A 2313-nucleotide genomic window follows, 5' to 3' on the forward strand; every position below is an offset into this window, starting at 1 on the left:
GGCCAGCGCCGCTACGCTTGCCGGCGATTTGCCGTATGACGAAAAAGCCGACGCACAGGCCGAACTGCGGCAGACGCTGGCCGCCGCGCGGCAAAGCCATCAGCCGGTGCTGTTGATCCTGGGCGCCAACTGGTGCGAGGACTGCCGCGCGCTGGATGCGGCGCTGAAGACGGGCAAGAGCGCCGATCTGCTGGCGAGGGAATTCAAGGTGGTGAAGGTGGATGTCGGCAATTTCGACCATAACCTCGACATCGACGCCGCTTACGGCCACCCTATCGCCAAGGGTATTCCGGCGGCGGTGGTGCTGTCGCCGGACAACAAGGTGATCTACGCCACCCGTGCTGGCGAGCTGGCCGACGCGCGGCGCATGAGCGAGACTGGCATCTACGAATTCTTCGAACGCGTCAGCAAAGTCCGGCGGGATGCGAAGTAGGGCGGGCAGGCCCGCAGGCTTTGCCCGCGGCGCGCGTTTTTAACCGGCGCTCCAGTTCACCAAGCCAGTCTGCCAGCTGGCCAGCACGATCAGGCCAAAAGCGATTCGATACCAGGCGAACACGGCGAAGCTGTGGGTGGAGATGAAGCGCAGCAGCGCGCGGATGGCCAGGAAGGCGAAGACGAAGGACGCGATAAAGCCGACGGCGAACACGCCGATGTCGTCCGCGCTCAGCGCCTCGCGGTGCTTGATCAGGCTGTACAGCGAAGCCGCGCCTAGCGTGGGAATGCCGAGGAAGAACGAGAACTCCGTCGCCGCCTTGCGCGACAGGCCCAGAAACAGGCCGCCGATGATGGTGGCGCCGGAGCGGCTAGTGCCGGGAATCAGCGCCAGGCATTGGCACAGCCCCACTTTCAAGGCGTCCTTCAGGCTCAGATCGTCCACCGTCTCCACCGCCACCTTGTGCTGCCGCTTTTCCGCCCACAGGATGATCAAGCCGCCTACGATGAAGGCGACAGCCACGCAGACCGGGTTGAACAGCACCGCCTTGATCTGCTTGGAGAACAGCAGGCCGGCAATGGCGGCCGGGATGAAGGCGATGACAATACCCAGCAGCAGATTGCGCTCGCTGCCGGGGCGAACGGCGCCGCTGACGGTGCGGCCTATCTTGGCGCGGTATTCCCACACCACCGCCAGCATGGCGCCCAGCTGAATGAAGATCTCGTAGACGTCGCGTTTTTCCTTGTCGAGAAAGTTCAGCAGGTCGCCGGTCAGGATCAGGTGGCCGGTGGAGGAAATGGGCAGGAATTCGGTGATGCCTTCCACCAAGCCCATGATCAGGGAGTGGAACAACAGGATCGGGTCCATGGCGTGTCGGTGCGATAGTTGTAGTTGGGGTGGCGCGATTATAAATGAGAAACGCGTGCCGTGTTGGCAGCTTGTTGCGGCTGGCTTTGCTATGCGATCTGAAGATTGCCGGCAAAAAAACTGCGCCGATAGGCGCAGCCTGATGTGGGTAGGCGCGGTTAAGCTATAGCCGGAATCGCGTAGCAACGCTTTGCAGATTGGCGGACAGCGCATTCAACTGGCTGGAGGTGGTGGCCAGCTCCTGCACGGTGGCGTTGTTTTCCTCGGCCATGCGAGACACTTTTTCCATATCCTGCGCCAGGCTCAAGCTGGTGCTGCGCTGTTCGGTCAGCGCGCCGGTGATGCTGTGGATGGTGCGAATGATGGTGTCGGCGCTGGTTTCGATTTCCTTCATCGATAGCGATGCCTGCTCCGCAGTGCCGGACACGCCCTCCACGCAATCCAGGCTTTGACCCATGCTGTGCACCACCTGGCCCACGCCTTGCTGGATGGAGCCTATCATGGCGGTGATTTCCTGGGCCGAGGTAGTGGTGCGCTCGGCCAGCTTGCGCACCTCGTCGGCCACCACGGCGAAACCGCGGCCGGTTTCTCCGGCGCGGGCGGCTTCGATGGCGGCGTTCAGCGCCAGCAAATTGGTCTGGTCGGCCACATCACGGATCACGGTGACGATATTGCCTATCTGCTGGACCTCACGCGTCAGGCTGTTCATCTGCTTCGCGGTATCATCCACCGAGGTGGTGACGAAGCGGATCTTGCCGACGGATTCCAGCACTTCGGTGCCGCCGCGATTGGCCAGCTGCCCTGCGGCCTGCGCCTGCTGCGAGGCCTCGCTGGAGTTGTCCGCCACCTGATTGATGCTGACGGTCAGTTGTTCGATGGACGCGGCGGCAGACGAGGTGGCTTCGGCCTGGGTTTGGGCGCCGGTGGCTACTTGCTGCGCCATGCCGGACAGCGCGCGGGCGGAGTCGGAGACGTGATGAGCGTTTTCCTGGATGCTTTGCACCATCTGGCGC

At 63.0% G+C, this 2313-nt stretch carries 3 protein-coding genes; 1 reads left to right on the forward strand and 2 read right to left on the reverse strand.

Annotated elements, in window-relative coordinates:
- On the forward strand, nt 1-433 hold a 433-nt coding region (locus JHD59_RS21820), incomplete at its 5' end, for a thioredoxin family protein (protein WP_199155811.1).
- A 39-nt stretch (nt 434-472) separates the two neighbouring features.
- On the opposite strand, the gene JHD59_RS21825 is transcribed toward JHD59_RS21820, so the two are convergent.
- Nucleotides 473-1300 (reverse strand): undecaprenyl-diphosphate phosphatase, encoded by an 828-nt coding sequence (locus JHD59_RS21825; RefSeq protein ID WP_199155812.1) that lies wholly within the window; start codon nt 1298-1300, stop codon nt 473-475.
- A gap of 163 nt (nt 1301-1463) precedes the next feature.
- A partial coding sequence (locus tag JHD59_RS21830) for a methyl-accepting chemotaxis protein (protein ID WP_233164459.1) occupies nt 1464-2313 on the reverse strand: 850 nt, incomplete at its 5' end.

The organism is Chromobacterium sp. ASV23, from assembly GCF_016428945.1.
In the GTDB taxonomy this organism is placed as follows: Bacteria; Pseudomonadota; Gammaproteobacteria; order Burkholderiales; family Chromobacteriaceae; genus Chromobacterium; species Chromobacterium sinusclupearum.